24 protein-coding genes and 1 pseudogene are annotated in these 24,103 nt (G+C 45.2%); 22 read left to right on the top strand and 3 right to left on the bottom strand.

Translation table 11 applies throughout. The features are described 5' to 3' along the window. The first annotated feature begins 389 nt into the window (after positions 1 to 389). The 16 genes from MHM99_RS18530 to MHM99_RS18455 all read left to right on the top strand — a co-directional run bounded on the left by MHM99_RS18530 (position 390) and on the right by MHM99_RS18455 (position 16,810). Positions 390 to 1,007, top strand: coding sequence for a hypothetical protein (locus MHM99_RS18530; RefSeq protein WP_014976415.1), 618 nt, complete (start codon positions 390 to 392; stop codon positions 1,005 to 1,007). Positions 1,008 to 1,318: 311 nt separating this feature from the next. Then, positions 1,319 to 3,922, top strand: a complete 2,604-nt coding sequence (leuS, locus tag MHM99_RS18525) for a leucine--tRNA ligase (protein ID WP_239220278.1) — start codon at positions 1,319 to 1,321, stop codon at positions 3,920 to 3,922. Between the two features lie 11 nt (positions 3,923 to 3,933). Continuing rightward, positions 3,934 to 4,470 carry an LPS assembly lipoprotein LptE gene (gene lptE, locus MHM99_RS18520; RefSeq protein ID WP_014976413.1) on the top strand — a complete coding sequence of 179 codons (537 nt, stop codon included), beginning with the start codon at positions 3,934 to 3,936 and terminating at the stop codon, positions 4,468 to 4,470. Positions 4,471 to 4,485: 15 nt separating this feature from the next. Then, positions 4,486 to 5,514: a DNA polymerase III subunit delta gene (gene holA / locus MHM99_RS18515; RefSeq protein WP_239220277.1), complete on the top strand. Its 1,029-nt coding sequence runs from the start codon at positions 4,486 to 4,488 to the stop codon at positions 5,512 to 5,514. Between the two features lie 13 nt (positions 5,515 to 5,527). Beyond that, positions 5,528 to 6,229 carry a nicotinate (nicotinamide) nucleotide adenylyltransferase gene (gene nadD, locus MHM99_RS18510; protein WP_239220276.1) on the top strand — a complete coding sequence of 234 codons (702 nt, stop codon included), beginning with the start codon at positions 5,528 to 5,530 and terminating at the stop codon, positions 6,227 to 6,229. Positions 6,230 to 6,246: 17 nt separating this feature from the next. After that, the gene (rsfS, locus tag MHM99_RS18505) at positions 6,247 to 6,564 is read left to right on the top strand and encodes a ribosome silencing factor (RefSeq protein ID WP_014949353.1); all 318 of its coding nucleotides are present in this window, start codon (positions 6,247 to 6,249) and stop codon (positions 6,562 to 6,564) included. A 116-nt stretch (positions 6,565 to 6,680) separates the two neighbouring features. Next, on the top strand, positions 6,681 to 7,151 hold the full coding sequence (rlmH, locus tag MHM99_RS18500) for a 23S rRNA (pseudouridine(1915)-N(3))-methyltransferase RlmH (protein ID WP_014949352.1): 471 nt from the start codon (positions 6,681 to 6,683) through the stop codon (positions 7,149 to 7,151). A 30-nt stretch (positions 7,152 to 7,181) separates the two neighbouring features. Then, positions 7,182 to 9,095, top strand: coding sequence for a penicillin-binding protein 2 (gene mrdA / locus MHM99_RS18495; RefSeq protein ID WP_168533502.1), 1,914 nt, complete (start codon positions 7,182 to 7,184; stop codon positions 9,093 to 9,095). Further along, on the top strand, positions 9,095 to 10,210 hold the full coding sequence (gene rodA / locus MHM99_RS18490) for a rod shape-determining protein RodA (protein WP_039232696.1): 1,116 nt from the start codon (positions 9,095 to 9,097) through the stop codon (positions 10,208 to 10,210). Before mrdA ends, rodA begins: the two co-directional genes overlap by 1 nt. 5 nt (positions 10,211 to 10,215) lie before the next feature. Further along, positions 10,216 to 11,238 (top strand): septal ring lytic transglycosylase RlpA family protein, encoded by a 1,023-nt coding sequence (locus MHM99_RS18485; RefSeq protein ID WP_168533504.1) that lies wholly within the window; start codon positions 10,216 to 10,218, stop codon positions 11,236 to 11,238. A 316-nt stretch (positions 11,239 to 11,554) separates the two neighbouring features. Beyond that, positions 11,555 to 12,739 (top strand): D-alanyl-D-alanine carboxypeptidase family protein, encoded by a 1,185-nt coding sequence (locus MHM99_RS18480; protein ID WP_014949348.1) that lies wholly within the window; start codon positions 11,555 to 11,557, stop codon positions 12,737 to 12,739. Between the two features lie 101 nt (positions 12,740 to 12,840). Beyond that, positions 12,841 to 13,104: a DUF493 family protein YbeD gene (ybeD, locus tag MHM99_RS18475; protein ID WP_014949347.1), complete on the top strand. Its 264-nt coding sequence runs from the start codon at positions 12,841 to 12,843 to the stop codon at positions 13,102 to 13,104. Continuing rightward, positions 13,105 to 13,776, top strand: a complete 672-nt coding sequence (gene lipB / locus MHM99_RS18470; protein ID WP_168533506.1) for a lipoyl(octanoyl) transferase LipB — start codon at positions 13,105 to 13,107, stop codon at positions 13,774 to 13,776. Beyond that, on the top strand, positions 13,769 to 14,731 hold the full coding sequence (lipA, locus tag MHM99_RS18465) for a lipoyl synthase (protein ID WP_168533507.1): 963 nt from the start codon (positions 13,769 to 13,771) through the stop codon (positions 14,729 to 14,731). Before lipB ends, lipA begins: the two co-directional genes overlap by 8 nt. Positions 14,732 to 14,921: 190 nt before the next feature. Further along, positions 14,922 to 15,929 (top strand): asparaginase, encoded by a 1,008-nt coding sequence (ansA, locus tag MHM99_RS18460; protein ID WP_014976407.1) that lies wholly within the window; start codon positions 14,922 to 14,924, stop codon positions 15,927 to 15,929. Positions 15,930 to 15,970: 41 nt separating this feature from the next. Then, positions 15,971 to 16,810, top strand: a complete 840-nt coding sequence (locus tag MHM99_RS18455) for a DUF2797 domain-containing protein (protein ID WP_014976406.1) — start codon at positions 15,971 to 15,973, stop codon at positions 16,808 to 16,810. A 100-nt stretch (positions 16,811 to 16,910) separates the two neighbouring features. Here MHM99_RS18455 and MHM99_RS18450 read toward each other — a convergent pair whose 3' ends face one another. Together MHM99_RS18450 and MHM99_RS18445 are read right to left on the bottom strand one after the other, a co-directional pair. After that, a complete protein-coding gene (locus MHM99_RS18450) occupies positions 16,911 to 17,462 on the bottom strand; it encodes an NAD(P)H nitroreductase (RefSeq protein WP_014949342.1) in 552 nt (183 codons plus the stop codon). Between the two features lie 173 nt (positions 17,463 to 17,635). After that, positions 17,636 to 18,247, bottom strand: a complete 612-nt coding sequence (locus tag MHM99_RS18445; protein WP_168533509.1) for a DoxX family protein — start codon at positions 18,245 to 18,247, stop codon at positions 17,636 to 17,638. A gap of 44 nt (positions 18,248 to 18,291) precedes the next feature. Here MHM99_RS18445 and MHM99_RS18440 point away from each other — a divergent pair, with 44 nt between their 5' ends. From MHM99_RS18440 to MHM99_RS18430, 3 genes are all read left to right on the top strand, one after another. Then, positions 18,292 to 18,483 (top strand): hypothetical protein, encoded by a 192-nt coding sequence (locus MHM99_RS18440; RefSeq protein ID WP_014949340.1) that lies wholly within the window; start codon positions 18,292 to 18,294, stop codon positions 18,481 to 18,483. A 162-nt stretch (positions 18,484 to 18,645) separates the two neighbouring features. Then, complete coding sequence (gene sppA, locus MHM99_RS18435) at positions 18,646 to 20,511, top strand: signal peptide peptidase SppA (protein ID WP_014949339.1); 1,866 nt, start codon at positions 18,646 to 18,648, stop codon at positions 20,509 to 20,511. Positions 20,512 to 20,558: 47 nt separating this feature from the next. After that, positions 20,559 to 21,074, top strand: a complete 516-nt coding sequence (locus MHM99_RS18430; RefSeq protein ID WP_343213291.1) for a SprT family zinc-dependent metalloprotease — start codon at positions 20,559 to 20,561, stop codon at positions 21,072 to 21,074. 44 nt (positions 21,075 to 21,118) lie between these two features. Here the strand turns inward: MHM99_RS18430 and yfbV are convergent, their stop codons facing one another. Beyond that, positions 21,119 to 21,568, bottom strand: coding sequence for a terminus macrodomain insulation protein YfbV (gene yfbV / locus MHM99_RS18425; RefSeq protein ID WP_168533510.1), 450 nt, complete (start codon positions 21,566 to 21,568; stop codon positions 21,119 to 21,121). 538 nt (positions 21,569 to 22,106) lie between these two features. Between yfbV and trxB the strand changes: the two genes are divergently transcribed. The 3 genes and pseudogenes from trxB to MHM99_RS18410 all read left to right on the top strand — a co-directional run. Then, a complete protein-coding gene (trxB, locus tag MHM99_RS18420) occupies positions 22,107 to 23,072 on the top strand; it encodes a thioredoxin-disulfide reductase (protein WP_014949336.1) in 966 nt (321 codons plus the stop codon). A gap of 50 nt (positions 23,073 to 23,122) precedes the next feature. Next, positions 23,123 to 23,869 carry a leucyl/phenylalanyl-tRNA--protein transferase gene (aat, locus tag MHM99_RS18415; RefSeq protein WP_168533512.1) on the top strand — a complete coding sequence of 249 codons (747 nt, stop codon included), beginning with the start codon at positions 23,123 to 23,125 and terminating at the stop codon, positions 23,867 to 23,869. Beyond that, positions 23,866 to 24,006: pseudogene (locus tag MHM99_RS18410) on the top strand (arginyltransferase); the annotation flags it as partial. The gene aat and the pseudogene MHM99_RS18410, both read left to right, overlap by 4 nt. Positions 24,007 to 24,103 lie beyond the last annotated feature (97 nt).

The following is a 24,103-nucleotide window of genomic DNA, read 5'->3' as shown; positions in this document are numbered from 1 at the left end:
CTGCATCAGTGGAAAAAGACGATCCGCTGGCTTGATGAACTCACCGCTGAAGCTTGCATGAGCAAGATTACATGCTAAATTCGTGGGGATCCCTCAGAGTTAAGTACGAAAGAACTTACTTCAATTTAACCGCTGCATTTATTTCTTCCACATAATTTGGAACAGGGCATTAAAATCACAGCGTTAAGAAAAGCGCGCCAAGGTCAGAGCCGTAAGGACAATGTGGTCAAGACAAAGCTCTGAAGAATCCTGTAACAGTAAGGCTTTAAAGTAGGTAGCAACGCAAGCTGCTTTCAATTACCTTAGAAAACACAAAAACCGAAATTCGTTTTGGCGACGAGACCAGGTTTCGCGCGCAATAACCAATGAACAAAAACAGGGTAATAACAATGACAAAAAAATTGAAAACTCGCTCACCCCTTCTGCTCACCTCCTCTTTCCTTGCTACCTTTCTGGGTACGGCATTTTCTTCAATGAGTATCGCTAACGTAAACTATGCAGATAACTCAGGGTTTTCTATTACCAATGAGAGTGAAAGCTATGCGCCAGTTGAAGTCGTGTACTCTCATTTTATTCAACATGTGGATATGTGGTGGCCGAAAGACCACACATGGTGGAAAGGTGCTTTGCGCATAGATGAGCAGGCTGGTGGCTGTTTCTGTGAAACGACAGACACGGCGAGTGCAGCGCATATGCAGGTAAGCTATGTTGAACCGAACAAAAAAGTGGTGATGACAGGTGGCTTAGGCCCGCTTCAAGAGATGGGTATGTCAGGTGCACTGACATGGGAATTCAGCACAATAGCATCGAGCACTTCATCGGATGCAAACACACAAGACGGTCGCATACCGAAAACTAAAGTCACCCTTACCTACCACGCCTCAGGCAATATTCACTTTAATGGCCAAAAAGCATCTAACGAAGACGCCGCCAATTTAGTTCGAGTAGTAGACAAAGTGCAGGCGCAACAACTAAATGCGCTAACCGCGTTTAGTGACAATAATTAGATGCGACACCGGGGCCTGTTTATCGACAAGATAAGATGGCGCCAAGAGAAAGTAAGATGAGCAAATGGGGCTTGTTCTGGTGTTCAATCGACGAAAACCGTGTCATTAATGCTCACTTTTCAAGCAAGCAACAATAAATATTGCCAAGTTCGGTGTTAAGCTATTGAGGCATGGCTTAGCGCTGGGTTATTCTATTGGGCTATATGTATGTTAAGTGGGTAGATCCCATGTGCGGTTAGTTGGCGTTTTTGCAAACTCGCCTTATGCCGCCCCATAAACGTTTTAACTTTTAATGCGGAAGCCTAAGTTTCATGGCCGATAATCAGTACAATCCGAAAGACATTGAACAACGCGTTCAGCAATACTGGGAAGAAAACCAATCGTTTAAAGCAAATGACGACGTAGAAAAAGAAAAGTTCTACTGCCTGTCTATGTTCCCATACCCTAGTGGCCGACTTCACATGGGCCACGTGCGCAACTACACCATTGGTGACGTGATCAGCCGTTTCCAGCGCATGCAGGGTAAAAATGTATTGCAGCCTATGGGTTGGGATGCTTTTGGTCTTCCGGCTGAAAACGCAGCAATTAACAACAACACTGCACCTGCGAAATGGACATACTCAAATATTGATTACATGAAAAACCAACTTCGCTCGTTGGGTTTCGGTTACGACTGGGATCGCGAAGTAACTACATGTAAATCAGATTACTATCGCTGGGAACAGTGGTTCTTCACACGCCTTTACGAAAAAGGTCTTGTTTACAAGAAAAACTCTACTGTCAACTGGGACCCTGTAGACCAAACTGTTTTGGCTAACGAGCAGGTAATCGACGGTCGCGGATGGCGCTCTGGTGCGCTGGTTGAGCAAAAAGAGATCCCTCAGTGGTTTATTAAAATTACTGACTACGCCGAAGAACTTTTACAAGACTTAGAACAGCTTGAAGAATGGCCAGACCAAGTACGCGCAATGCAGGCAAACTGGATTGGCCGCTCTGAAGGTGTTGAAATTACCTTCGATTTAGCGTCAGCGGTTAACGACATTGCCGATTTGACGGTATATACCACGCGCCCAGATACCTTCTACGGCGTTACTTACGTTGCAGTGGCTGCGCAGCACCCTCTTGCCGAATTCGCCGCAAAATCGAACCCAGATTTAGCGGCCTTTATCGACGAATGTAAAAACACCAAAGTTGCTGAAGCTGAATTAGCAACCATGGAGAAGAAAGGTTTCGCCACGGGTTTTGAGGTTGTTCACCCACTAACCGGTGAAAAGCTTCCAATTTGGGTCGCTAACTTCGTGTTGATGGACTACGGTTCAGGCGCGGTAATGGCTGTTCCTGGCCACGACCAGCGCGATTGGGAATTTGCGACTAAATACAACCTACCTATTCAACAAGTCATTGCGCCAAACGCAGGTGATGAAGATAAGTGCGACCTTACCGCCTCTGCATTCACTGAAAAAGGCAGCTTGATCAATTCAGCTAAGTTCGACGGTCTTGAGTTCGATGCCGCATTTAATGGTATTGCTGATGAACTTGAAAGCAAAGGCTGTGGAAAGCGCAAAGTAAATTACCGTCTTCGTGACTGGGGCGTAAGCCGTCAGCGTTACTGGGGCGCACCTATTCCAATGCTAAATTTGGAAAACGGTGAATCTGTTCCGGTTCCTGCTGACCAACTACCGGTTGTTTTGCCTGAAGACGTAGAAATGAATGGCGTTACCTCGCCAATTAAAGCTGACCCTGAGTGGGCAAAAACCACATACAATGGCGAAGCTGCGTTACGTGAAACGGATACCTTCGACACCTTTATGGAGTCATCGTGGTACTACGCGCGCTATGCCTGTGCTACTAACAACGACGCCATGCTTGATCCAACATCAGCTAACTACTGGTTACCAGTAGATCAGTACATTGGTGGTATTGAGCACGCTATCTTGCACTTACTTTACTCGCGTTTCTTCCACAAATTGTTGCGCGATGAAGGCTTGGTAAACTCTGATGAGCCGTTCAAGCGTTTGCTGTGTCAAGGCATGGTATTAGCTGACGCGTACTATCGTGAAGACGCGTCTGGTAAGAAAACCTGGTTCTCGCCTACCGAAGTAAGCACTGAAAAGGACGATAAAGGCCGTATTGTTAAAGCATGGCTAACCGCTGACGGTGAAGAGGTTATTCACGGCGGTATGACGAAAATGTCTAAGTCGAAGAATAACGGTATCGACCCGCAGGAAGTTATTGATCAGTACGGTGCCGATACGGTGCGTTTATTTACCATGTTTGCTGCGCCACCGGAGCAAACCCTTGAGTGGGTAGACTCTGGTGTTGAAGGTGCAAATCGTTTCTTACGTCGTATCTGGAAATTAGTGACCGAACACGTTGAAAAAGGCGCGCCAGAAGCGATTGATGTTAAGGCACTGTCGAAAGACCAACAGGCTCTTCGCCGTGAAGTACATAAGACCATTGAAAAGGTGTCTGATGACCTAGGCCGTCGTCAAACCTTTAACACTGCGGTTGCAGCGGTGATGGAATTGTTAAACCACCTTCAAAAAGCACCACAAGAAAACGCACAGGACATCGCAATTATGCGCGAAGCCTGTGAATCTATCTTGTTGCTTCTAAACCCTATTACGCCGCACATCGCTCACGAGCTATGGAAAGTGTTGGGTCACAGTGAAGATATCGATTTAGCGCCATGGCCACAGGCTGATAAAGCCGCATTGGTTGAAGATGAAAAGCTTATCATTGTTCAGGTTAACGGTAAGGTGCGCGCTAAGATGACAATTGCAGCTGATGCAAGCAAAGAGAGCATTGAAGCATCTGCGAAAGAACAGCCTAACGTTCAGCAATTCATCGAAGGTAAAACCATTCGTAAAGTGATTGTTGTGCCTGGCAAGCTTGTAAACATTGTAGCTAACTAGGTCAGATACTGATGAAAAAGCACTTACAATTCGCAGTCGCTGTGTTGGGAACCGTATTGGTTACTGGCTGTGGCTTTCATTTGCGAAGTAGCCCTAGCCTACCCGACGACATTAACACCGTTGCTATTGAAAGTGCCCGAGCGCACGCGCCGTTGGCGCGTGCGCTTGATAAACGCTTAAACGTTTACGGTTTATCCAGTGTTAGCGTAGATAAAACATCGCGCTCTAACCAAAACGTAAACATCTATTTGCTTCCAGAGAAATTAGAACGTCAGCTGCTGTCGGTTTATCCTTCGGGTCAAGTTGCTGAATATGAACTGATATATGTTGTGCGTTACCGCGTGCAGTTTCCTGGTAAGGAAGCGGTAATGGTGCAATTTGAAGTAGTACGTGACTATCAAGACGACCCTGACCAAGTGTTGGCAAAGTCTCGCGAACTTGAATTGATGCTAAGTGAAATGCGCGATGAAGCCGCTGATATCATGATCAGACGCCTTTCCAGTCAGGCAGCCGCTGCACCAAATGCGTCAACTTCCGTTAGTCAGTAAACATCAGAATTTTTCATGCAGATTTATCCAAACCAATTTAGCCAAGATATCACCAAGGCACTTCGCCCGTGCTATCTGGTGTTTGGAGATGAACCCCAGCAGAAGTTTGATGTCATTGAGCAAATACGCGCTAAAGCAAAAGCCAATGGCTTTGAAGAGCGTACAGTACTTGTTGCTGAAACGGGCTTTAACTGGAATCAGTTGATTGAAGCCACACAAAGCATGTCGCTTTTCTCAAGCCAACAGTTTATTGAATTAGAGCTACCTACGGGAAAACCGGGCACTGAAGGCAGTAAAATGCTGCAAGAAGTCGCGGCGTCATTAAACCCCGATATTTTGTTGCTGGTTCACGGCCCCAAAATTGGCAAAGACGTGCAGCGCGGCAAATGGTTTAAAGTGCTTGATGATTTGGGCGCGTCGGTATTGTGTTACCCGTTGGAAGGCAAGCAGCTCAATGCATGGCTAAACCAGCAGTTAAATGCCCACCAACTCTCCGTATCAGCGTCGGGTGCTAAGATGATTGCTGATTTCTGCGAAGGCAACACGCTTGCTGCCAAGCAAGAAATTGATAAGCTCGCCCTACTCTATCCACACCAGTCTATTTCAGACGAACAAATTGAAAAGGCGATGGTCGATCAGTCGCGTTTCAACGTGTTTCAACTAGTTGACGTTATGCTTAGCGGCGACAGTACCCGCTGCATAAAAATGCTATACCGATTAGAGAGTGAGGGTCTGGAGCCTAACATCATTATTTGGGCGCTGATTCGAGAGTGGGAGCAGTTATGGAAACTAAAACTAGCGCAGCAAAGCGGTGCCCCCATTCAGTGGCAAAAATTCGGTATTTGGCGTAATAGACAAGGTTTTTATCAAAGTGCCTTGAACCGTTTGAGCGTCGCGCAGCTAGAAGACATCCAAAAAGCGTTGACTCAGTCAGATCATGCATTCAAACAAAATGTCATTGCCCGCCCTTACGTTGAAATGTGTCACCTGTGCATGATGTTCATGGGTATGGACCTTCGCGAAATTCCTTTGTTACAGGCATAATGGGCAAGTCTAAGTGAGTCTTTCCGGCGCTTCTCGAGAAAACCCAACGGTGAAAGCCATTCTTGGTGGTACGTTTAATCCGCCGCATAAAGGCCATATTGGTGCGGCACTAAAAGCGGCAGATGAAATTGGCGTAAACCACGTTCATCTCATGCCTTGTAAATTAGCTCCGCATAAGTCAGTAGGTGTGTCAGAAAGCCATCGGGTAAAAATGATTGAACTTTGCGCCCAAAACAATGACAGACTTATTCCAGAGTTAATTGAACTGACGCTTCCGTCACCCTCTTATACAGTTAAAACACTGCGTGCACTTAAAGAGAAAAGCGATGACACAATCTGTTTTTTCATTGGCGCAGATTCACTGTATAATCTGGACAAATGGTACGAGTGGGAACACCTGCTCGATTATTGTCACTTAGTGGTTATGCGCAGAGACGATGAGAAATTTTCGCCTCCTCCCGCAATACAAGCTTGGTTAGATTGTCATGTGGCTAACGATAAAAGTGTTATTCACGCAAAGCCTGCAGGCCATGTAGTGTTAACCAACACACCGCTTTTTAGTGTTTCATCTACTGAAATTCGTGACGTACTAGCAAGTGCTGCCACGTCCGAGAAATCGGGTACGCCAAACAGTTCAAATGCTGACCTATCTAACTTATGGTTAGAAGAAAGCGTTTTAGATTACATAAACGAACATCAGTTATATAAAAGTTAAGTAAGTGAGGAAAACTCTTGGAGAGTCAACAGCTCAAACAGTTTGTTAAAGACAAAATTGACGATATGAAAGGCCGTGATGTTATTGAACTAGACGTTCGCGGCAAATCAAGTATTACAGATACCATGATCATTTGTTCAGGTAACTCAAAGCGCCACGTTTCATCTATTGCAGAAAATGTCATGGTAGAAGCGAAGAAAGCGGGCCACGCACCTGGAAGTGTGGAAGGTAAGGAAACCGGCGAATGGGTTCTGGTTGATTTTGGTGATGTTATTTTGCACGTTATGCAAGATGAAACCCGTGATTTCTACCAGCTAGAGAAACTGTGGTCGTAGTGGCGTAAATGCTTGCTATAAACATGCAGTAACACGGTCAATAAAGGCCATACTCAAATGCGTATGGCCTTTATTGTATAAGTGAAATACTAATTCCTGCGGTAAGGGTAAAAGAAGTGCGTATACAAATCGTCGCGGTCGGAACAAAAATGCCAAGCTGGGTAAGTACAGGCGTGGATGAGTTTATTCGTCGTTTCCCTAGCGACATGCCAGTGTCCTTTACTGAAATACCCGCCGGAAAGCGAGGCAAAAACGCGGATATTAAGCGCATTTTGGAAAAAGAAGGCGAGCAAATGCTAGCCGCTATTCCCAAAGGAAATCGCATTGTTACGTTAGAAGTAACAGGTAAACCCTGGGACACTCCCACGCTTGCTAAACAACTCGACAATTGGAAAATGGACGGGCGCGATGTAAGTCTGCTTATTGGTGGTCCAGAAGGGCTAGCACCAGAATGTATTGCTGCGTCGGAACAAAAGTGGTCCTTATCAGCCTTAACTCTACCCCATCCACTTGTTAGGATCATTCTTACAGAAAGCTTATACCGCGCGTGGTCGGTGACGCAAAACCACCCATATCACCGTGAGTAATTGGTCTCTTTATTAATGCAAAGGAAGTCAATGCAACGAAAACGTCAAGCAATACGGGACCACTCCGCTGAAGCGAACTTGTTCGCGCGCCGAGCGACCATTGCTTTTATTATTGTTGTGGCCATGTTGGGCATTGTACTTAACAACCTCTATTCTTTGCAGGTCACCCAGTTTGAAGATTATCAAACCCGGTCTAACGGTAACCGAATTAAAGTGCTGCCCGTAGCGCCTAACCGCGGTCTCATTTATGACCGTAACGGCGTGCTTTTAGCCGAAAACCGCCCGGTTTTCAGTTTGGAAGTTATTCCAGAGCAAGTGGATGACATCGACCAAACCCTGGCCGATTTAACAGAACTAATGGGTATAACCAATGACGAACTTGAGCGCTTCCAATCAGCGCTTAAAGGTACCCGACGATTTAAACCCGTTGCGCTTCGCACCCAGTTAAGCGAAGAAGAAGTCGCGCTATTTTCTGCCAGTAAACACAAATTCCCAGGCGTACAAATTGAAGCGCGTTTGGCACGTCATTATCCGTATAAAGAAACCCTAACCCATGCCCTGGGTTATGTTGCGCGTATCAACAAGCGAGACCTACAAAAGCTAGTCGAAGCAGGCCAAGAAGATAATTACGCTGCCACCCATGATATTGGCAAGCTAGGCATTGAGAAATACCATGAAGAGCTACTCCATGGAAAGGTGGGTTACCAGCAGGTAGAGGTGAATAACCAAGGCCGCATTATTCGTGTACTTAGTGTTGAGCCACCAACACCAGGCAAAGACATCGTACTTAACCTGGATTTAGAGCTTCAGTTAGAGGCTCAGCGAATAATAGAAGGCATGCGCGGCGCTGTTGTGGTCACCGATGTTAAAACAGGTGGCGTACTGGCACTTTACTCTAACCCTAGTTACGACCCCAATTTATTCGTGCACGGTATCAGCAGCAAGAATTACTCTGCGCTACTGAATTCGCCAGACCGCCCGCTAATTAACAGGGCGACACAAGGACAATACCCTCCCGCTTCTACCATTAAACCGCACCTTGGTTTTGTTGGACTAGAAGAAGGCATTATCACCAAAGACTACACCATTAACGATACAGGTCGCTATCAATTGCCAAATGTGTCGCACGTGTGGCGCGATTGGCGTCGATGGGGACATGGAAAAGTTAACGTATCAAAAGCAGTAGAAGTGTCGTGCGATACTTATTATTACGAGCTAGCGTATAAATTGGGTATCGATAAAATCAGTGAATCTATGTACGAATTCGGATTCGGAGATTTCACGGGTATCGATCTTTACGAAGAGTCAGATGCCAACATGCCTAGCCGAGGCTGGAAACGCGCTCGCTTTAATCAACCTTGGTATATTGGTGACACCATCCCCGTTGGTATAGGACAGAGCTATTGGACCACCACGCCGGTACAGTTAAATACATCGGTTAACACGCTGATCAATGCTGGGGAACGCTATATTCCACAAATCATTCGCGGTTATATGAACACCGATAGTTCTGTCGACCTCATCCCACTTAAGTCGCTGCGGCCTATAGAAATTAAGAACCGTAACAATTTAAATGTGGTGTTAAACGCCATGCGAGATGTTGTGAGTGGCGAAGAAGGCGGCGCGCGTCATGCATTTGCAGATACCCCTTACGACTCTGCGGGTAAGACAGGAACAGCACAGTTGTTTACCGTTGGCCAAAATGAAAAATATGACGCTACTAAAATTGATGAGCGTCTTCGAGACAATGCCATGTATGTTGGCTTCGCACCTTTCAATGATCCAGAGATATCGGTAACCGTGGTCCTTGAGAACGTAGGCGGTGGTAGTAAGAACGCAGCACCCGTCGCCCGTCAAATCATGGATTTCTATTTCAGAGACCGTGTTTTTGAAACTGCCGAAGCTGACTCGGCAAACAATGATAATGAATTAGGGACAAACTAGTGAAGAGAACCACCATAAACCCTAATAAAATAAGTTTTCTTCAGCGCATTCATATCGATGGATGGCTGTTAGTCGGGCTACTCGTGCTAAGTTGTGTTGGGCTATTTACTCTGTACTCGGCGTCAGGTCAGGATATGGAGCAAATGGAGCGCCAGTTTATCAGGCTGGGATTTAGCTTTATCGTTATGTTCGGATTAGCCCAAGCCCCTTTGGGCGTGTTTAGGTTTTTCTCAACCTATGCCTATGGTGCAGGCCTGCTCATGCTAATTGCCGTATTATTATTTGGTGATATGGGCAAAGGCGCACAGCGCTGGCTAGACCTGGGCTTTATCCGTTTTCAGCCCTCTGAACTGATGAAGCTTGCCGTGCCTATGATGGTTGCATGGTATATCAGTAAATTCACTATGCCGCCGCGCACCACCCACATTATCGTTGGGTTTGGTTTGGTGGTCGTGCCTACCATTCTCATTGCAAAGCAGCCTGATTTAGGGACCTCGTTACTCATCGCCAGTTCAGGTATCTTTGCCATATTTCTGGCAGGTATGAGCTGGCGTCTTATTTCAGTAGTGGGCGGCCTCATTGGCGCGTTTGCGCCTGTGATGTGGTTCTTTTTAATGAAGGATTACCAAAAGCAGCGGGTTCTTACTTTTTTGAACCCAGAAAGCGACCCGCTAGGGTCTGGCTACCACATAATCCAATCTAAAATTGCCATTGGTTCCGGTGGTGTAGACGGCAAAGGCTGGCTGCAAGGCACGCAATCACAACTCGAGTTTTTACCCGAACGTCACACTGACTTTATCTTTTCAGTATTCAGTGAAGAGTTTGGTCTTACCGGTGTAATGTGTTTAATGGCAATATACATTTTTATAATTATGCGCGGCCTTATAATTTCTAGCCGGGCACAAGACGCCTATGCAAAATTGCTTGGTGGCAGTATTACCCTTACCTTTTTTGTTTATGTGTTTGTAAACATGGGCATGGTGTCCGGATTACTTCCCGTGGTGGGTGTTCCCCTTCCTCTAGTGAGCTTTGGAGGAACATCTATGGTGACTTTAATGGCAGGTTTTGGCATTCTTATGGCCATTGCCACTCAGAAACGTTTAATGTCTAGATAACTTGTATGTTGCAGCGCCTTTTTTCGGTACTTGATTTTGTAAAAGCGGGTTTAGTTAATGCGGGTCTTGTTAACCAGAATCTGGCAAACGGACAGTTCTTTCGCTATGGCTCAGCTGCTTTTATAGTTTTGGCATTAGTGGGATGCCAAAGTGCACCTTCACAATCCGGTCGATATACACAAAAGCAAGACTCAGCGCCTAAGCACGTTGCCAAAAAACCAGAAACACTTGATGCTGTACCAAAATACGAAGCCTACCGCATGTTTAACAGCAGGCCTTACAAGGTACTGGGCAAGCACTACACGCCAATGGATAGTGGTAAAGGCTATGAAGAGGTCGGCTATGCCAGTTGGTATGGCCAGAAGTTTCACGGTCACTTAACCTCAAATGGCGAAACTTACAATATGTTTGCCATGAGCGCGGCTCACAAAACATTGCCACTGCCCTCTTACGTGCGTGTTACTAACTTGGAAAATAACAAACAAGCGATCGTCCGCGTTAACGACCGAGGCCCTTTTCACGATAATAGAATTATCGATTTGTCGTATGCAGCCGCAGTAAAACTAGGCTACCACAGCAAAGGCACAGCGCGAGTCAAACTTGAAGTTATCCACTTTGACGAACAAAACAATGTGACGGTGGGAAACAGTCCAACTGTTACTTACGATGAATATTTGGGTATTGCGGTAGTACCCGCACCGGCCTTGGCAGCAACTTCACCCACCCCGCCATTAGCCCCCTCTTCGAACACCGCGGATACCAACTCAAGCAGAAGTGAGAAAAGTAGCAACGCGGTAAGTGATGCGATTTATATTCAAGTTGCTGCGCTTTCAAACGCCGAGAAAGCAAAATCTATCTCTAACGTGCTATCGGCGTTATATCAAATTCCCGCTCACCTGCCAGTAGCGGATAACATTTATAAACTACAGTTAGGCCCTATCCACGATGAAGCAGTCGTCGCGGAGGTTCTTGAACAATTAAAGCAAAATGGCTATCCCAACGCTTACGCGATTACACAGACCATGTAGTTGGTTGGGTTGTCGCGCTCATAAAAACAACGACATTGTGGCAGCATTGTGTCATTCAGCAGGCAATATCACGGTTTCTTCGCCTAATACCTACAATCGCGTAAACTTTTTTGATAAAACCTAGTCTTATAAGCAGCCTTTCGTTAAGATCTCTCGTCACCTCAGATAATAAGTAGGTGAAACAACAGAATTCGGTTACGAACTGGACAAAAGCTAAAATTGGGTAGCCATGTTTTGCGGTCATCGTTTCGCGGTCATCGCAACAATAGGGTAAGCTTTAACTCACACGGATAAAACGGTCAAAGAAATTAGAACCATGCTCAGAATAATTCAACGCGCTAAACCGTCATTACTTTCATTTGCCTTTTTGGTGATAGGCACTTTACTACACACAGCAAATGCTGCCGTAGTCACTCCGCCTGCTCCTTCAGTTGCCGCAGAAGGTTTTCTTCTAACCGACTTTGAAACGGGTCATGTGATTGCATCTAAAAATGCGGACATGCAGCTTGCTCCTGCGAGCTTAACGAAAATAATGACTATTTATGTTATTGGCAAAGAATTACAGGCCGGTAACATCAGCTTAGACGACGAAGTGACTATCTCGGAAAACGCATGGGCGAAGAAATTCCCTGACTCGTCAAAAATGTTTATTGAAGTAGGTACACAAGTTTCAGTACGTGACTTACTGCGTGGCATTGTTGTGCAGTCAGGTAACGACGCCTGTGTTGCTATGGCAGAACACGTAGCAGGTTCAGAATCTGCTTTTGCCAGCATGATGAATGCACACACGGCATCTCTTGGCATGAGTGGTTCTCACTGGGTTAATGCTCACGGTCTTCACGACCCTGACCACTACACTACCCCTCGTGACATGGCGATTCTGTCTCGCGCGCTTATCGCAGAAACGCCAGAAATGTACAAGATTTATAGCGAGAAGGAATTCACTTACAACGGCATTAAGCAATACAACCGCAATAGCCTGTTGTGGGACAAAAGCTTAAACGTTGATGGCATTAAAACTGGCCACACGTCTGATGCGGGCTACAGCCTAATCACTTCTGCAGAGCAAGGCGGTATGCGTCTAATCTCTGTAGTTATGGGGACCGATAGCGAACGTGCACGTAAAGTTGAAAACAAAAAGCTACTTAAGTACGGCTTCCGTTTTTACGAGACACTTACGCCATACCAAGCTGGTCATAGTTTCGTTGCTCACCGCATCTATATGGGTGATAGAGAGACAGTAGACCTTGGAATTAATCAATCTACCCCCATTACTATTCCACGCGGTCAGGCGGCTAATTTAGAAGCTAACTTCGAACTTGATGACAAGCTTGAAGCACCACTTGCAAAAGGTCAGGTTGTTGGAAAACTTTATCTACAACTAGACGGTGAAGATGTGGCTAGCTATCCCCTAGTTACCCTTCAAGAAGTAAAAGAAGGCAGCTTCTTTAATCGCATGAAAGACTACATTATGCTTCAGCTAGGATTTGACGACGAGTAAACACCTTTACTGAATACGTTAAAAAGCTAGTTGTGAAGCGGCCAGATTTGTTACAATCTGGCCGTTTTTTTATATGATATTTTAAGTACCAAGGATATCGCATGGATACCCGTTTCGACGAATTACTAGATTTTCCAACAAACCAAACGTTTAAAGTCATGGGCGTTGCTCATGAAGACCTACCTCAACAGGTAGTGAGCTGCCTTCAGCAACATGCGCCAGGCGATTACTCGCCTAACGTAAAACCAAGTAGTAAAGGTACTTACCACTCGGTTTCTATCAGTGTGCGTGTAACCAGTAAAGAGCACATGGAAACCATTTACACTGAACTTGCCAAATTAGAGCTGGTTAGGGTTGTACTTTAAGTGAATGAGCAGTCGATAGCGTCTGACGCAAACGGCGTTATAGTGCGTCAATTAGGGCGTCAGCCGTATGAGCCTATCTTCGAGGCAATGAAGCGCTTCACCGATGAACGCGACCAAAACACCCAGGATGAAATTTGGCTTGTTGAGCACGATGCTGTCTTTACGCAAGGACAAGCGGGCAAAGCTGAACACATACTTATGCCTGGTGACATTCCTGTTGTTCAGGTTGACCGGGGCGGCCAAGTGACCTACCACGGTCCAGGGCAACAAGTTATTTATCTGATGCTAAACATTAAGCGCAGAAAACTGGGTGTTCGTCATTTAGTCACTGCTATGGAAGAAGCGGTGGTCGGACTACTCGAAAAATATGGCGTAACCGCGTACCCAAAGCCCGATGCGCCTGGCGTATACGTCGATGAGAAGAAAGTTTGTTCATTAGGTTTAAGAATACGTAATGGCTGCTCGTTTCATGGCTTAGCTTTAAATGTTAATATGGACCTAGCACCGTTTCAGCGTATTAACCCTTGCGGTTATGCCGGTATGGAAATGATCGATACCGCGCGCCTCAATGGTCCAACTACGCTTGAGACCGCTGGTAATGAATTAACGCATTTGTTGCTAGAAGCGCTTTCCATTGCACAGCCAACATACAAAGAAGGTTTTGATGAGTAATGCACGACCTCAAGCGGGGGTAAAACTCCGTGATGATGAAAAAGTAAAACACATTCCCGTCACTATTATTCCTACTGAAAAGGAAGAAATGCTGCGCAAGCCGGAGTGGATTAAAATCAAGCTTCCTCGTACTACCGAGAAAATTGATCACATCAAACAGACACTTCGCAAAAACAATCTTCACTCTGTGTGTGAAGAAGCGAGTTGTCCTAACCTTGCCGAGTGTTTCAACCACGGTACAGCCACCTTTATGATTCTTGGTGATATTTGTACCCGTCGTTGTCCTTTCTGTGACGTAGCCCACGGTAAGCCACTGCCTCCGAGCGCAGAAGAGCCAGAGAAGCTGGCTAAAACCATTGCAGAAATGAATTTGCGCTATGTGGTTATTACTTCTGTTGACCGCGATGACCTTCGCGACGGTGGCGCTCAGCATTTCGTAGATTGTATTAACGCCATTCGCGAACACAGTCCAACAACGACAATCGAAGTATTAGTACCCGATTTTCGTGGACGTATGGATCGTGCACTTGAGATTTTCAAAGACGGCGTGCCTGATGTGTTCAACCACAACTTAGAGACGATCCCGCGTTTATACCGTGAATGTCGCCCTGGCGCGAATTACCAGTGGTCGTTGGATTTGCTTAAGAAGTTTAAAGCGCAACACCCTGACGTGATGACCAAATCTGGTCTGATGATGGGTATGGGCGAAGAGAACGAAGAAATTCAAGGCGTACTTGATGATCTGCGCGCTCACAATGTGGACATGCTTACGCTGGGTCAATACCTTCAGCCAAGCCGTCACCACTACCCTGTTAAGCGCTACGTACACCCTAAGGAATTCGACGCCCTTGGTGACTACGCAAAAGAAATTGGCTTCACGCATGCAGCATGTGGCCCTATGGTCCGCTCGAGCTACCATGCAGACCAACAAGCAGCGGGTAAAGAAGTTAAGTAGTACCGAACTTCAGCATAGGACTCAGCCTAGCGTTGCTAAAAAGTTGATACAGAATAAAAGCGGTGATCTTCACCGCTTTTTTGTGCCTTCGTATTTCAGGGTGACAAACCCGTGGGTATTGTTAGAATGCCCGTCAAATTACGCTATCCCCTTTTAAAAAGTATTCCCAAATTAAGGGTAAGGTCATTTCATGCGCAAACATATATATATTGCCTATACAGGTGGAACTATTGGTATGAAGCCGTCTAAACAAGGCTACGTACCCGCTGCAGGCTTCTTGTCAGACACACTGAAAAAGATGCCGGAGTTTCACCGTTCTGAAATGCCCCTTTTTACCCTGCATGAATACGATAACCTTATCGATTCATCAGACATGGACCCGTCTGATTGGCAGCGTATTGCCGATGATATCGCCGACAACTACGACAAGTACGATGGCTTCATTATTTTGCACGGTACAGACACCATGGCATACACCGCCTCGGCGTTGAGTTTCATGCTTGAGGATTTGTCAAAACCTGTCATTGTTACCGGTTCTCAAATTCCACTGGCAGAGCTTCGCTCAGATGGTCAAGTCAACCTTCTAAACGCGTTATATGTTGCCGCGAACTTCCCCATTGCCGAAGTCGGACTGTTCTTCAACAATAGACTACTTCGTGGCAACCGCAGCCGCAAAGTAGATGCAGATGGATTCAGTGCCTTTGACTCCCCTAACTTTCCTCCACTGTTAGAAGCTGGCATTAACATTCGTCTGAAAGCCGGTGAATTAGCGAAGACACCAAATAACACCTTAACGGTATCGAACGTCAAAGCCCAACCGATCGGCATGGTAAGTTTGTATCCCGGTATTGCGCCAGAGGTGATTAAAAACACGCTACAGCAACCTGTGAACGCGTTGATTTTACTGAGTTATGGTGTGGGCAATGCACCTCAGAACCCTGAGCTTATTGCACAGTTAAAATACGCAAAAGCCAGAGAAATTCCTGTTTTGAATTGTACCCAGTGTATGCGCGGTCGCGTAAACATGGGTGGCTATGCCACCGGACATGGCCTACAAGAAGTAGGAGTTTTATCGGGTAGCGATATGACGCCCGAGGCCGCCCTCGCGAAACTGCACTACTTATTAAGTAAAGGGCTTCCTTTTGAGGAAATAAGCCATCTATTAACGCAAAACTTGCGCGGCGAATTAAGCGACTAACAGCGTTACAAATAAAGTTTTTAAGAAAAAGGTTTCAACAAGTGACAACAACATATTCGGGCATGCTTAAAAAAATGCGTACCTCCGCCGATGAAAACAATACCGTGCACTACTCGCTTCCAATTGGTGATGAGTTGGTAGATATCAATTCTCTTATCGGCAAGGAAGTAACGGTAACCTACTCTGGTGAAATCAACTGTGTTCACTGCAACCGCAAAACCAAAAAAAGCTTCAACCAAGGATACTGCTACCCGTGTTTGATATCGCTGGCACAATGCGATAGCTGCATTATTAAGCCAGAAAAGTGCCATTACCACGAAGGGACGTGCAGAGAACCTCAGTGGGGTGAAGAACATTGCTTTAGTGAGCATTTTGTTTATTTGGCTAACACAGGTACGGTAAAAGTGGGCATCACTCGTCAAGTCACCGAAGGCGTGTCTACCCGTTGGATGGATCAAGGTGCCACGCAGGCTACCGTAATGCTGCGAGTTCCTGACAGGCTTACCAGTGGTTTGGTTGAAACGTTATGCAAAGATCACATTGCAGATAAAACCAATTGGCGAACAATGTTAAAGGGCAAACCTGACGAGGTTGATTTAGAACAGGTCAAAACCGAATTAATGGGTAAAATTGAAAGTGAGCTAGAAGCGCTGAAGCAAGAAAAAGGGCTTCAAGCAGTATCAGAAGTGACTACGCCTATCCATGATATTCATTACCCTGTTGAAGATTATCCGGTAAAGATAAAATCTTTAAACTTAGATAAGACACCGTCATTTACTGGTGTATTGCAAGGTATCAAGGGGCAATACTGGATGCTAGATGGCGATCGCGTTATTAATATCAGGAAGTTCGCTGGTTATAATGTAGACCTATCTTTCTAGGTTAAATGTTAGGGTCTTATGTTAACTTACTTATAAAAATAAGACCCTTATTACCCGCCGCTAGCTATCTAATGCGGCAGTTTATTCGAATAGGTATCAACTACTGCCAGAATTCAAAGTAGTCGTTACTATTTCTTTGCGGTTTAGGTGCAGGCTCAAACGCTGGCGTTCCTAAATATAAGAAACCTACCAGCTCGTCTTCTTCACTTAAACCTAATCCGTTTCTTACCGTCTCACAGTGTGCGTAGCCACCGGTGCGCCACATGCCGTTAAACCCTTGTGCTACTGCTGCCATTTGCATCGCCATCACGCCACAGCTTGCCGACGCTATCTGCTCAACACGCGGTACCTTTTCATGTTCCACATGCTTTGCGATGGCTACGATAACCATAGGTGCGCGGTGAGGAAGCTGCACGGCACGTTCAATTTCTTTCTGCGACTTTTCATTTTCAATAGCGGATTGCTCATAGAGTGCACCTAGCTTATCCAGCCCTTTTCCTGTGCACACAATAAAACGCCACGGAGTAAGACAAGCATGGTCTGGGGCACGTAGTGCAGCCTGCATAATATTCTCTAAGGCATCACCACTAGGTGCTGGCGCTTCCAATCGAGGCTGAGAACTTCTGTTGAGTAACAATGTTAATGCGTCCATTTACGTCCCTACTTTATTTTTTTCGCGTTGCTGTTTTCACGCTTCGATTTTCATAATCGAGACAAGCGTGCCAACAACAATAATAATTTACCTAACCTGAATGCTAGATCCTACGGTTCATAAACGAAAAAGACCAGAAAATTCCGGCCTTTTGAACAGCAAATGGAGCGTCCCTAATTACTTTTAGAACGCATGGCTTTATTCACATAGTAATCGACACTAAAGAAGCGTCCACCACCATAGATAAACAAAACTAAAAGCATAATAAAATAGGTCGCAGCGAATTCGATGCCGTTGTTAAGTACCACAAAGTTACCGCTGGAAGTAAGCCAGTCATAATGGCCATGCTCTTGTAACAATGATTTAGCTGCCGCAAGCTTTTCTGGCGCAGCCATAATGTTTTCATTCAGTAAGATTGTACCGTCGGCTAGCCATGAAGACGCATCAGCAATAGCGAGCCATCCATTCTTAGCGTGAACACTCACCATAGCGACTATCATGGTTACCATTAATGGAATACTCACCAAGCGGGTCAATGCACCCAATAACAATAGAACACCGCCCACGAGTTCTGCGGCTGTAGCTAAGAACGCCATTACCAAAGGCATTGGTAAACCAAGCCCATAATCATTGTTACCAAACCAATCTACAATACTGTCGAAACTGGATGCTTTATTCCAGCCAGCCTGTATCATCACTGGTGCTAAATACAAGCGCAATAAAAGTAAAGGAATGCCATCTGCCACTTGCAGTCGGGCTACGATTTGTTGGTAAATGTGTGTCATTGTTTTGCCTACTTTGTGTGATTAAGAAATAAGAACGGCACTTTATGAAAAAAATTTCATCGCGCGAAAATAAGCCCTCACCGTTTTTACGACTAATGAAAAAGGGCCATGGAAAAACCGGCTATAAAGCAAAGAATGGAAAATTTCTTATGACGATGAGCGAGGATAGTCACAAACGTATTGCCTCTCTCATTCGAAAGTGGCTGGAACAAGACGAAAAAAAGAACGCAGAATAAAAGTCATCGTAAGTCGCCGAAAACAAAGACACTCACAAAAAATTACAATTAAGTTCGCGATCTTACTCGATTTAGGTAACATAATAGAATGCAGTACGTGAGTAAGGTATGCCTGATCTATCTTGCTCTGGTTAGTTAATTCAAAAAAAGGTAGTGATTAAAATGGCAGCCAAAGGAAATTGGACTAAATCCTTGTTTATTGGCTTGTGGACGGTGCTTAACTTCACCCGCAAACTTTTCTTTAATTTGATATTCATTGTTATTTTTGTTGGATTGATAATCGCAATAACTGGTCAGGACGATGAACAGTTTACCGTAAACAAAGACAGTGCTTTGTTTCTTACGCTTAACGGCAAGCTAGTTATAGAAAAAGAAAGCATTGATCCTTTCGAACAGTTCTTACAAGAATCGCTAGGCAGTGAACCTGAAAACCCAGAAGTACTGGTACGCGATGTAGTGAAAGTGCTTGAAAATGCGCAAAAAGATCGCCGTATTAAAGCTTTGGTTCTTGACCTTCAAGGTCTTACCGGCGGTGGTTTAGACAAGTTGCGCACCGTAGCTAATGCTATTGACGCATTTAAAGAATCTGAAAAGCCCGTTTATGCCATTGGTGATTACTTTTCCCAAGACCAATATTACTTGGCAGCACACGCTGATAGCATCTATCTGAACCCAATGGGCGGGTTAATGTTCGAAGGCTACGGCCGTTATGGCATGTACTTTAAAGACATGCTAGAAAAGTTAAAAGTAACCACGCATATCTTCCGGGTTGGTACTTATAAATCTGCTGTTGAGCCTATCATGCGAAATGATATGTCTGAAGAAGCAAAAGAAGCGGAGAAACAGTGGTTAGATGGTTACTGGGCGCAATACAAAGCGGACGTAGCAGCAGCTCGCGGTATCGATGAAGCAAACTTTGACGAGACCCTTGAAGGTTTATTAGCAAAGTTTGAAGCGGCAGGCGGCGATTTCGCACAGTATGCGCTTGAGAATAATTGGGTAGACGCATTGAAGACCCGCGAAGAAGTAAGATTGGAGCTCACTGAGTTAGTCGGTGAAGATGAAAACAATCACGGCGTTAACCTCACTTCGTTCAATACCTATCTTAAAGTTGTTAACCCGCCTATGCCGGTTATCGAGTCAGATATGGATAAAGTGGCGATTGTAGTTGCCAAGGGCACCATCTTAGACGGTAATCAAAAAGCCGGTACTATAGGTGGCGACAGCACTGCGCGTCTTCTGCGTAAGGCTCGTCTTGATGACAACGTAAAAGCAGTGGTTCTTCAGATTGATTCTCCTGGAGGCAGCGCATTCGCCTCTGAAATTATCCGTCAGGAAGTGTTGCAGCTTCAACAAGCAGGTAAGCCCGTTATTGCTTCTATGAGCACCTATGCAGCTTCAGGCGGTTATTGGATTGCAGCAAGTACCGATAGAATAATTGCAAGCCCTAGCACAATTACAGGCTCGATTGGCGTGTTTGGTATGTTTATGACCTACGAGAATTCACTAGATTATTTAGGTATTCACAGTGACGGTGTGGGCTCTACAGAGCTTGCAGGCTTCTCTACTGTGCGTCCACTAGCACCAGAATTCGGTCAAATTCTTCAGCGCAACGTTGAAAACACTTACGGAAACTTCTTGTCGTTGGTTTCAAATGCTCGTGGTATGTCGGTAGAAGAAGTGGATAGTGTTGCCCAAGGACGCGTGTGGATTGGCGAGGATGCCATTGAACTTGGCTTGGTAGACCAGCTTGGTACGGTTGACGATGCTGTAGTTGCTGCGGCCGAGCTCGCCGAGCTAGAAAATTATGATACGTTCTACGTACAACGTACGCTGAGTGCCCAGGAAATTTTCTGGAAGGAATTCTTTGGCCAGGCAATGACGTTTGTGGGCAAATGGCAATTTGCCCATGCCGACTCTGCACTGGTAAATGAATTTAAGCGCGTACTTAAAGAGTTCAGTTTAGTAAACCAACTAAACGACCCTAAGGGTACCTACGTGCTATGTTTACCTTGTGACGTTAAATAATACGCGCAGCAAATAAGTAGAAACAGTAAAAAGACAGAGGCAGCAACATCGCTTCAAATGACTTAACTCAAGAACAGCGTCGCGTTATTACCGACGCTGTTTTTTATTGCTATGAGCAAGCAGAGCAATACTTCAAGCAAACGTTCAAGCGCCCTACCATCACTTTTAGACGGTCGGGGAAAAATGCGGGCACTGCGTTTTTACAGCAAAACCGCGTGAATTTTCACCCACTTCTGTTTAAAGATAATATCGATGCCTTTTTAAGTGACGTGGTACCACACGAAGTCAGCCATTTGTTGGTTTGGGTTCTGTTTGGCAGAGTTCAGCCCCACGGCATAGAATGGCAGTCGATAATGCGCAGCGTATTTAACTGCACGCCTAATGCTACCCATCAATTTGACGTGAAACGGGTAGCCCGCACTTTTCATTATGTGTGTGACTGTGACACTTATGCACTAAGTACACGCAGACACAATAATATTTTAAAAGGGGCACAATACAAATGTAGGAAGTGTCAGGCCTTGCTTCGCGCACCAGACGTTGGCAGCCTAAAAGCCTATTGACCCAAGACGCTGTCTGGCGAGCGGTATTTACAGGATACGTGCTGTTAATTAAACCAGTGTTTAGTAAATGCGTTGTCTAAATCTTTAAACGCTGTCTTAAGAAGTTGCGCTAGCTCTTTATATTTTGGTTTTGATTTAGCATTGGTCATAGCTACACCTTGCGAGCGCATTTTTGAGTGGATTTCTTGATACCAGCTTTTCAGTTGTGGTGGAAGGTATTGGTCAGAGCGATGTCCTAGCCAAAGCAAACCTTGCATAGGCAGACTTAAGAAGAAAGCACCTATGGTGATGGTTTGAGGTAGATAATCGGCGCCTAAACTCTGATAGAGCAGCGCGCATGAAACCATAGCCACTGGCGGCATGGTTTTAATTGCAAACTTAGTCGCTGCTACAACTCTACACTCTGGGAAAAAGGCATAGAGTTCTTTTCTTACAGGCCATGTCTTCATGTACTGCTGACCGTTTTTCAACATTGTCATTATTGATTGAGACATGCCTCACCTCTTTGATAAACCTTACTATCAGCATTAATACTGATATCACTCACGTCATTATTCGATAGTTATAACTAAATTGTAATCCGCTTTTTGGCTAATACAAACTGGTTCTTCTAAATCAGTACGTAATTACAGCGATAAACTATCAACATCGATCTTATCAAATACGATTGCACTGTAGTTAATTAAGTTTCGTTGATGTGGCGGCTGCCTTATGGTCTGCTGTGAAGATCGGCGTTGTGTAACTAACATACCGTACGTTAATAATTAAAAGGTATAAGTTCAATCTATCTTTAAGTGACATTTTTCTCGCTTAAAGGCATCATATAGCGCTTAAGCCTAAACATTGTGCTGCATGGCTTTGTTGTTACTTTTGTTAAAGCAAGTGAATAACGACCTGCAGATATTGCGCTGGCAAATTACTATAATAAAAGTAACTAGGTGTTGAGCTTGATTTACAGATTTTCGCCCCTACCTAGCTTTCTAAGAGAAATTTTATAAGTAACCCTATTGGGTGAATTATTTGGAGAGGAAAATGGCAGAAAGCAGACACGTCCGTCTACTTATCTTGGGTTCAGGCCCTGCAGGTTATTCAGCAGCGGTTTATGCTGCACGTGCAAACCTTAAACCTGTACTGTTAACTGGTATTCAACAAGGCGGACAGCTTACTACCACGACAGAAGTAGAAAACTGGCCGGGCGATCCTGAAGGCCTTACTGGTCCTGATCTAATGGTTCGTATGCAAAAGCATGCTGAAAAGTTCGATACTGAAATTATTTTCGATCACATCAATAAGACCGACTTTTCGAAGCGCCCTTTCACGCTTTACGGAGATAGCGGTACTTATACGTGTGACGCACTAATCATTGCTACAGGTGCTTCAGCTAAATACCTTGGTCTTGAATCAGAGCAAGCGTTTATGGGTAAAGGTGTATCTGCTTGTGCAACCTGTGACGGCTTCTTCTACCGCAATCAAAAAGTAGCGGTAATTGGTGGTGGTAACACCGCTGTTGAAGAGGCGCTTTACCTTTCAAACATTGCATCAGAAGTACACGTTATTCACAGAAGAGATAGCTTTAGAAGTGAAAAAATTCTTGAGCAACGCCTTCGTGATAAAGCAGAAAACGGTAACGTGGTATTACACTTAAACCGTACACTAGATGAAGTGCTCGGTGACGAAATGGGTGTAACCAAAGTCCGTATTAAAGATACGAACAGTGATGCCACTGAAGAGCTTGATGTTATGGGTCTATTCGTTGCTATCGGTCACAAACCGAATACCGATATCTTTGATGGGCAGCTTGAAATGAAAGATGGCTATATCGTTGTAAACAGCGGTACAAACGGCAACGCGACGCAAACAAGCGTTGAAGGTGTGTTTGCTGCAGGTGACGTGAGCGATCATATTTATCGTCAGGCCATTACATCAGCAGGTACAGGGTGTATGGCGGCGCTAGATGCTGAAAAATACTTAGACGGTACGATGCCTGAACAAGGTTAATACTGTTTCCCAAGCCCTGCTGTTCAGTGGGGCTTTTTTCTGGCCCGATTATGATAGCGTTACATTACATCGAAGAAGGCGCGCCCTTCCCTCCAGTCGACACTGCATTAGACGAACCTAACGGCCTGCTAGCATTTGGTGGCGACCTCAGCCCTGCACGTTTATTTTCTGCCTACTCGCAGGGCATTTTCCCTTGGTTCAGTGATGACGAACCGCTGTTGTGGTGGTCTCCCGACCCCAGAGCCATTATTGAACTCGATAATTTTGCCGCATCGAAAAGCCTTAAGAAGCTTGCTCGAAAACAAAAATACACGGTAACGTTGAATTACGCGTTCGACCGTGTAATTGAAGCCTGTTCATCAACCCCTCGTAAAAACCCAAACACAGGTGAACTCAATAGCGAAACATGGATTACCGATGACATGATTGGGGCTTACCGGCAGCTCAATGGTTTAGGTTTAGCACACTCTGTGGAAGTTTGGGACGGCGAAACACTGGTGGGTGGACTATATGGCGTTGGAATTGGCAAGGTATATTGCGGTGAATCGATGTTTCACCGGGAAAGTAATACGTCTAAACTTGCTATGATGGCGTTGGTTGAGCACATGAAGTCTCACGATATGGCCTTTATTGATTGCCAGCTTCCTACCGATCATTTGACATCCCTTGGTGCGAATGTGTTACCCCGTGAAAACTTTATTGAAAAACTGGAAAACAACAACCACACTTTAACTGAAGACGGTAGGCTGTCAGAAGATTACCTTAATTGTTGGAAGCCAAGAGTGATTACTCCGTGAAGTTTGGTATAACCCAATCATTTTCATGTAGCTATTTGCCCGATGAGCAAGAGCAATTATTAGTATACGCCGAAAATAATGATTTTCAGGCGTGGCGATACTCGCAACTTATTCAAGTGGGATTTCGACGAAGCGGGAGCCTGTAACAGATTCTGTGTAACTGCCATTAGTTAATGTGCTTTTCGAGTCGTTCCTCGAACTCGATAATAAAACGACTCATCGCCTGACGCCAGT

The organism is Alteromonas sp. MmMcT2-2, assembly GCF_022348305.1.
Lineage (GTDB): Bacteria > Pseudomonadota > Gammaproteobacteria > Enterobacterales > Alteromonadaceae > Alteromonas > Alteromonas macleodii.
The sequence above is the reverse complement of the archived record's forward strand: the minus strand, read 5'-3'. Positions and strand labels throughout refer to the sequence as shown.

Coding starts and splice junctions, on each gene's coding strand:
- MHM99_RS18530 (WP_014976415.1), top strand. CDS start 390: ATGACAAAAAAATTGAAAACTCGCTCACCCCTTCTGCTCACCTCCTCT.
- lipA (WP_168533507.1), top strand. CDS start 13,769: ATGAGTAATGCACGACCTCAAGCGGGGGTAAAACTCCGTGATGATGAA.
- MHM99_RS18480 (WP_014949348.1), top strand. CDS start 11,555: ATGCTCAGAATAATTCAACGCGCTAAACCGTCATTACTTTCATTTGCC.
- trxB (WP_014949336.1), top strand. CDS start 22,107: ATGGCAGAAAGCAGACACGTCCGTCTACTTATCTTGGGTTCAGGCCCT.
- ansA (WP_014976407.1), top strand. CDS start 14,922: ATGCGCAAACATATATATATTGCCTATACAGGTGGAACTATTGGTATG.
- sppA (WP_014949339.1), top strand. CDS start 18,646: ATGGCAGCCAAAGGAAATTGGACTAAATCCTTGTTTATTGGCTTGTGG.
- yfbV (WP_168533510.1), bottom strand. CDS start 21,568: ATGTCTCAATCAATAATGACAATGTTGAAAAACGGTCAGCAGTACATG.
- MHM99_RS18450 (WP_014949342.1), bottom strand. CDS start 17,462: ATGGACGCATTAACATTGTTACTCAACAGAAGTTCTCAGCCTCGATTG.
- MHM99_RS18445 (WP_168533509.1), bottom strand. CDS start 18,247: ATGACACACATTTACCAACAAATCGTAGCCCGACTGCAAGTGGCAGAT.
- mrdA (WP_168533502.1), top strand. CDS start 7,182: ATGCAACGAAAACGTCAAGCAATACGGGACCACTCCGCTGAAGCGAAC.
- leuS (WP_239220278.1), top strand. CDS start 1,319: ATGGCCGATAATCAGTACAATCCGAAAGACATTGAACAACGCGTTCAG.
- MHM99_RS18440 (WP_014949340.1), top strand. CDS start 18,292: ATGAAAAAAATTTCATCGCGCGAAAATAAGCCCTCACCGTTTTTACGA.
- MHM99_RS18485 (WP_168533504.1), top strand. CDS start 10,216: ATGTTGCAGCGCCTTTTTTCGGTACTTGATTTTGTAAAAGCGGGTTTA.
- ybeD (WP_014949347.1), top strand. CDS start 12,841: ATGGATACCCGTTTCGACGAATTACTAGATTTTCCAACAAACCAAACG.
- holA (WP_239220277.1), top strand. CDS start 4,486: ATGCAGATTTATCCAAACCAATTTAGCCAAGATATCACCAAGGCACTT.
- lptE (WP_014976413.1), top strand. CDS start 3,934: ATGAAAAAGCACTTACAATTCGCAGTCGCTGTGTTGGGAACCGTATTG.
- aat (WP_168533512.1), top strand. CDS start 23,123: ATGATAGCGTTACATTACATCGAAGAAGGCGCGCCCTTCCCTCCAGTC.